The organism is Nocardioides luteus (assembly GCF_000960475.2).
GTDB lineage: Bacteria > Actinomycetota > Actinomycetes > Propionibacteriales > Nocardioidaceae > Nocardioides > Nocardioides luteus_A.
On sequence record NZ_JZDQ02000070.1, the window covers coordinates 1 to 4,606 of the forward strand.

The following is a 4,606-nucleotide window of genomic DNA, read 5'->3' on the forward strand; positions in this document are numbered from 1 at the left end:
GGCCGTGACCTCGGAGGAGGTCACGGCCCGTTTCGGAGCAGGCGCGATTACGGCGTCAGGTCGAGCTTGATGCCGGTGAGACCGTCGATGACGCCCGTCACCGTGTCGAGCACCGGCGCCACCACGTCGTCGCCGAGCGACGGCGGGGCCGGCGCGGGGCTCGGCTCGGGCTCGGGTTCCGGCTGGGGCTCGGGAGCGGGCTCGGGGGCAGGCTCGGGTGCCGGCTGGGGCGCGGGCTCGGGGTCCCTGTCCGACAGGGTGTCGCCGCTCTGCGGGGCGGAGATCGTTCCGCTGGAGGCGTGGGCGCCGCCGTAGCTCTGGGCGCTCGAGGGCGCGTCGTAGGCGCCGTTGGAGTGCTTGCCGCCAGCGGCGGTGCCTGTGGCTCCGGGGGCGAAGGGAGAAGTCTTCTCCGGTGCGATCACGCCGGGCGCGTCGATGACCGTCTGGGTGGCGGTGTCGACCACGGGTACGACGTCGTAGCCGCCGGCGTGGGCCTTGACCTGCTGGGCCTCGATGTCCGGGTCGACGTGAGCCTGGGCGAAGGCTCCGATGCCGGCCGAGGCGATCGCCATCGCCGCGAGCGGCAGCAGGACGGCCTTCTTGTTGCGGGCGCGGCTCTTCGGGATCCGGTGCTCCTCGACGACGGAGTTCCGGGTCGGCACCTGCGCGGCGGCGTACGGCGGCATCGCCGGGTTGGCGAACATCACCGGACCGGCCGGGTGGTACTGCTGCGCCGTGTAGGGGCTCGGCTGGTAGGCGTACTGCGGCAGCCGGGTGTGCGGCGGCATCGGGCGCTGGTAGCCGGGACGCGGCGGCTGCGGGCGGCTGGGAGCGGGGTGGACCGGGACGAGCGCGGTGCCGGGCTTCGGGTGGGGCTGCGGCTGCGTGTGCGGCTGCGTGTGCGGCTGCGTGTGCGGCTGCTGAGCGGTGGGCGTGGGACGCGGTCGCACTCGCTCGCCGGCGGGGTTCGTCTTGGGATTCGTGAACCACGACTCGTCCGCCGGGGTCAACCCCTCGAGAGCGCGGCGGGCGATCTCGAGGGGTTCGGGCGCGGTGTCGTTCGTGGGGAGCATCGGTGTGGCGGGGTGTCGAGCCGGCGTGGGCGGGACGTTCGAGAGGTCCCCCGTCGCGGGCCGACGATTCGCTTCAGTCATCTGACGCTGTCTCCTGAGCGCGTAGCGAGTGTCGGTTGTGTCGCGCAGCACGTAACGGAACCAGAATCCCGCCGGTTTGTCACCTTCTTCTCGGAAAAAAGTTACTGATCAGCCCAAATGGGTGATCAGTAACTTTTTCTATACATTGAGAGATATTCCTGGCCGGTGGCCTACAGCGCGGCGATGGCCTCGGCGATGCTGAGGACTCGCTTGGCGGACTCGACGTGGAGGGCCTCCACCATCTTGCCGTTGTAGGTCGCGACGCCGCTGCCGGCTGCTTCGAACGCCTCGATGAGACCCTTGGCGTCGGCCACCGCCTGCTCGCTGGGTGCGAAGCCCGCATTGGCGCCCTCGACCTGGCTGGGGTGGACCAGGGTCTTGCCGTCGAACCCGAAGATCCGGCCCTGCTCGACCTCGGCCGCGTAGCCCTCGGCGTCCTTCACGTTGTTGTAGACGCCGTCGAGGATGACCTTGCCGCTCGCGCGCGCGGCGAGCACCGCCAGCTGGAGCGAGGTGACCAGGTTGGCGCGGGCGGGGACGTGGTCGACGTACAGCTCCTTGACCAGGTCGTTCGTGCCCAGGACGAGCACCGTCAGCCGCTCGGAGGCCGAGGCGATCTCCTCGGCGTGGAGGATGGCGTACGGGCTCTCGATCATCGCCCAGAGCTTGGTCTGCTCCGGGACGCCGGCCTGCTCGAAGGCCGCCACCAGGTCGAGCACCTGCTGCGGGCTGTTGACCTTGGGGACCACGATGGCGTCGGGGCCGGCCTTCGCGGCGGCGGCCCGGTCGTCGGCGTGCCACTCGGTGTCGGCGCCGTTGATGCGGATGGTGAGGTACTTGTTGCCGTACTCGCCCGAGCTCACGGCCGCGGCCGCGTTCTCACGCGCCTCCGCCTTCGCGTCGGGGGCGACGGCGTCCTCGAGGTCGAGGATCAGCGCGTCGGCGGCGATCGTCTTGGCCTTCTCGAGGGCGCGCGTGTTGGAGCTCGGCATGTAGAGGACCGAGCGCAGAGGGCGGAACGTTGCTTCAGTCATGATCAGTCCTCGATCTCGATCGCGTCGTAGAGCTCCTTGAGCTTCGGGTCGATGGCGGCCAGCTCCTCGGCGAGGTCGACGAGGACCAGGCACTGCTTGAGGCTGGCGTCGTCCTCCATCTTGCCGTCGAGCATCACCGCACCGGTGCCGTCGCCCATCGCCTTGACGACGCGGCGGGCGTGCTTGATGTCCTCGACGCTGGGGGAGAAGACGCGGTTGGCGATCTCGATCTGCTTCGGGTGCAGGCTCCAGGTGCCGACGCAGCCGAGCAGGAAGGCGTTGCGGAACTGGTCCTCGGCCGCGACCACGTCGGTGATGTCGCCGAAGGGGCCGTAGTAGGGGTAGATCCCCGCCTCGGCGCAGGCGTCGACCATCTTCGCGATCGTGTAGTGCCACAGGTCCTGCTGGAAGACCGTGCGGTTGCCGTGGATGTCACCGTCGACCGGGTCCTGGCGGACCAGGTAGCCGGGGTGGCCACCGCCGACCCGGGTGGTCTTCATCTTGCGGTCGGCCGCGAGGTCGGCCGGGCCCAGGCTGATGCCCTGCATGCGCGGGGAGGCGAGCGCGATCTCCTCGACGTTGGCCACGCCGCGCGCGGTCTCGAGGATGGCGTGGATGAGGATCGGGCGCTGTACGCCGCCCTTGGCCTCGAGCTGCGCCAGCAGCCGGTCCACGTAGTGGATGTCCTCGGGGCCCTGCACCTTCGGCACCATCACGACGTCGAGCTTGTCGCCGATCTCGGTGACCAGGGTGATGAGGTCGTCGAGCACCCACGGGGAGTCGAGGCTGTTGATCCGGGTCCACAGCTGCGTGGGACCGAAGTCGGTCTCGGAGGCGATCTTCACCAGACCCTCGCGCGCGGCGACCTTGTTGTCGGCCTTGACGGCGTCCTCCAGGTTGCCGAGGAGCACGTCGACGGTGCCGACCATGGCCGGCACCTTGGCCGCCATCTTCGGGTTCGACGGGTCGAAGAAGTGGATCGCGCGACTCGGCCGTGCCGGGATCTCCCGCAGCGGTGCGGGAGCGCCCACCGCCAACGGCGCGAAGAAGTCCTTGGGGCTCTTGTGACTCATGCCGGTCACCCTAACGGCCGGGGGTTACCGGCCGGTAGGCGTCTCGGCTTGTAACGATCACGTCCGGCGTCGGGACGGGTGGTCCTGGGGGACCTGCACGCCGTGACGGATCCGGGCGCCGGCGTCGAAGCCGGCCAGGACGGAGCGGACGGTGTTGCGGACCTTGCTGGGGTTCTTCTTGTTGGCGGTCATGACTCCAGCGTGCTGCCGCGGAGCCTCGTGGAGGAGTGGCAGGATTGACTACGAGTGATAGATTCTTGCCATGTCTGCGAAGCCGACCATCGCCATCCCTGTCGTCGACGGGATGACCCTCTTCGAGATCGGGATGCCGCTCGAGGCGCTCGGCTACGACTGGGACCACGACGCCAGCCCGCTCTACGACGTGGTGCTGTGCGGTGACCTGCGTGGCGTACGTGTCCACGGTGGGCCGCGGCTGACGCCACAGCGTCCGATGACCGCGCTGGCCGAGGCCGGCACGGTGCTGGTGCCGGCGATCCGGCCGGGCGATCCGATCAGTCCGACGCTGGTCAGGGAGCTCCGCCGGGCCGCCGACGCGGGCGCCCGGATGGTCTCGCTGTGCACCGGTGCCTTCGCCCTGGCCGAAGCCGGACTGCTCGACGGTCGCCGAGCCACGACCCACTGGCGGTGGGCGGAGCTGTTCCGGCGTACCTATCCAGGGGTAGACCTCGACCCCCGGGCGATCTACGTCGACGACGGCGTGCTGACGAGCGCGGGCTCGGCCGCCGGGCTGGACCTCTGCCTCCACCTGATCCGCACCGACCACGGTCAGCACGCCGCCAACACCATTGCCCGCAACCTGGTCATCGCCTCACACCGGGACGGCGACCAGGCCCAGTACGTCGCGGCCGACCCGCTCACCGAGCAGGCCCACTGGCTCGACGAGCTGCGCACCTGGCTCCGCGCCAACCTGCACGAGGACGTCACCCTCGAGCGCCTGGCGGCCGCCGCTGCGGTCTCGCCCCGCACCCTCGCCCGGCGTTTCGAGCGTGACCTCGCCACCACCCCGATGCGCTGGGTCGCCGCCGAGCGGATCGCGGTCGCCAAGACGCTTCTCGAGACCACCGACCTGCCCATCGACCGGATCAGCCACGAGGCGGGCTACTACTCGCCGGTGACCTTCCGTGCCGGGTTCACCTCGGAGGTCGGGGTGACGCCGGGGCGGTATCGGATGCGGTTTTCGCGGCGTGATCCCGGGGTTCGGGGTGAGGAGGTCGTTTCGACGCACTGAGGCGGCGTCTGTTCGTTGTGGTGGGTGTTTGCCGCCGACCCGTTACGGGAGGGTGTTCTCAGCAACGTCCGGAGTAGAGGACGGCCTTCGGCCGCC

Annotated in this window: 5 protein-coding genes; 1 reads left to right on the plus strand and 4 read right to left on the minus strand. The window is 70.0% G+C overall.

What is annotated here, in order from left to right; translation table 11 throughout:
• Nucleotides 1-47 precede the first annotated feature (47 nt).
• The 4 genes from UG56_RS28595 to UG56_RS29015 form a co-directional block, all read right to left on the minus strand.
• Nucleotides 48-1,154, minus strand: a complete 1,107-nt coding sequence (locus UG56_RS28595) for a hypothetical protein (RefSeq protein WP_177191565.1) — start codon at nt 1,152-1,154, stop codon at nt 48-50.
• Between the two features lie 170 nt (nt 1,155-1,324).
• Nucleotides 1,325-2,188, minus strand: coding sequence for an HpcH/HpaI aldolase/citrate lyase family protein (locus UG56_RS27245; protein ID WP_045551383.1), 864 nt, complete (start codon nt 2,186-2,188; stop codon nt 1,325-1,327).
• A gap of 2 nt (nt 2,189-2,190) precedes the next feature.
• A complete protein-coding gene (locus UG56_RS27250; RefSeq protein ID WP_045551385.1) occupies nt 2,191-3,261 on the minus strand; it encodes an HpcH/HpaI aldolase/citrate lyase family protein in 1,071 nt (356 codons plus the stop codon).
• A 57-nt stretch (nt 3,262-3,318) separates the two neighbouring features.
• Nucleotides 3,319-3,453, minus strand: a complete 135-nt coding sequence (locus UG56_RS29015) for a hypothetical protein (protein WP_256206938.1) — start codon at nt 3,451-3,453, stop codon at nt 3,319-3,321.
• A 70-nt stretch (nt 3,454-3,523) separates the two neighbouring features.
• On the opposite strand from UG56_RS29015, the gene UG56_RS27255 reads away from it, so the two are divergent.
• Complete coding sequence (locus UG56_RS27255; protein ID WP_045551384.1) at nt 3,524-4,510, plus strand: GlxA family transcriptional regulator; 987 nt, start codon at nt 3,524-3,526, stop codon at nt 4,508-4,510.
• Nucleotides 4,511-4,606: the final 96 nt, after the last annotated feature.

Coding starts and splice junctions, on each gene's coding strand:
- UG56_RS28595 (WP_177191565.1), bottom strand. CDS start 1,154: ATGACTGAAGCGAATCGTCGGCCCGCGACGGGGGACCTCTCGAACGTC.
- UG56_RS27245 (WP_045551383.1), bottom strand. CDS start 2,188: ATGACTGAAGCAACGTTCCGCCCTCTGCGCTCGGTCCTCTACATGCCG.
- UG56_RS27250 (WP_045551385.1), bottom strand. CDS start 3,261: ATGAGTCACAAGAGCCCCAAGGACTTCTTCGCGCCGTTGGCGGTGGGC.
- UG56_RS29015 (WP_256206938.1), bottom strand. CDS start 3,453: ATGACCGCCAACAAGAAGAACCCCAGCAAGGTCCGCAACACCGTCCGC.
- UG56_RS27255 (WP_045551384.1), top strand. CDS start 3,524: ATGTCTGCGAAGCCGACCATCGCCATCCCTGTCGTCGACGGGATGACC.